Source organism: Kineococcus indalonis, from assembly GCF_009906395.1.
Taxonomy (GTDB): domain Bacteria; phylum Actinomycetota; class Actinomycetes; order Actinomycetales; family Kineococcaceae; genus Kineococcus; species Kineococcus indalonis.
Map to the genome: position 1 here is coordinate 1 of NZ_JAAALM010000773.1, position 1,318 is coordinate 1,318.

A 1,318-nucleotide genomic window follows, 5' to 3' on the forward strand; every position below is an offset into this window, starting at 1 on the left:
CGATGGGGTGGGTGGGGTCCACCGTCCACACCAGCTCGCGGTCGTGCTCGGCGCGCCAGCGCAGCGTGCAGGAGGTGCCCATGAGCCGGGTGAACACCTTCGACCAGTGCCCGGAGTGCAGCACGATCAGGCCCATGCCGGCCAGGACGTGCCGCTGCACGCGCTCGGCGACCTCGTCGGAGACCTCGCCGTGGGCGGCGTGCCCCCACCAGGTGAGGACGTCGGTCCCGCGCAGCACCTCCTCGGTGAGGCCGTGCTCGGGCTCGTCGAGGGTGGCGGTGCGCACGACGGCGCGCTCGCCGAGGTTCTCCTCGATGCCCTGGGCGATCGCGCCGTGCATGCCGTCGGGGTAGCGGGCGGCGACCTCCGGCTCGAGCTGCTCGTGGCGGTTCTCGCCCCAGACGGTGACGCGGACGGGGTTGCTCACAGGTCCTCCTCGGGACTCGTGGTGGTTCGGCGTCCCTCAGGACTTGACGGACCCGCCCGCCAGGCCCGCGGCGACGTAGCGCTGGGCCAGGACGAGCAGGGCGATGGCGGGCAGCGACGACATCACGGCCGTGGCCATGATCGGGGACCAGTCCCGCACGAAGCTGCCGACGTAGGTGTACAGGCCCAGGGTGACCGGGCGCACGGTCTCGGTCGTGGTGAGCGTCAGGGCGTAGAGGAAGTCGCCCCAGGCGAACAGGAAGGTGAACAGCCCGGCGGTGATGAGCGCGTTGCGGCTCATCGGCAGCACGACGGAGACGAAGGCCCGCACGTGCCCGGCGCCGTCGACGTAGGCGGCCTCGATGACGGAGGTCGGGATGCCGCGCATGAAGGCCCGCAGCAGCAGGATCGAGAAGGGGATGCCCGAGCTGGAGTCGGCCAGGACCAGGCCGGGCACGCTGTTGAGCATCCCCAGGTCGCTGTAGAGGCTGTAGAGGGCGTTGGCGACGACGATGCTGGGGACCATCTGCGTGATGAGGACCCCGAAGAGGATCGCCTCGGCCCACCGCCCGAACCGGAAGTGCGCCATGGCGTAGGCGGCCGGGGTGGCCACCAGCAGGCTGAACACCACCGAGCCGATGCTGACGACCAGGCTCGTGGTGAGGTTGCGGCCCTGCTGCTCGATCGCCAGCTCGTACCCGCGCAGGCTGAAGTCCAGCGGCAGCCACGGCGTGGCGACGGCGTTGCCGGCCGGCTGCAGGGAGACGTTCAGCATCCAGTACAGCGGGAACAGCATGAACGCGACGATGAGGACCCCGATCGCGGTGTGCAGCGGGCGTCGCGGGGCCCGGACCCTGCCGGGCCCCGCGACGCCCGCTGCACACCGCGATCG

General features: G+C 71.4%; 2 protein-coding genes. Both read right to left on the reverse strand.

Annotated features, from left to right (window positions below; genetic code table 11):
- Positions 1-427, reverse strand: a 427-nt coding sequence (locus GTR00_RS21010) for a ThuA domain-containing protein (protein ID WP_323132655.1), incomplete at its 3' end; no start/stop codon positions are given.
- A gap of 36 nt (positions 428-463) precedes the next feature.
- Positions 464-1,258 carry a carbohydrate ABC transporter permease gene (locus tag GTR00_RS21015; RefSeq protein WP_323132656.1) on the reverse strand — a complete coding sequence of 265 codons (795 nt, stop codon included), beginning with the start codon at positions 1,256-1,258 and terminating at the stop codon, positions 464-466.
- Positions 1,259-1,318: the final 60 nt, after the last annotated feature.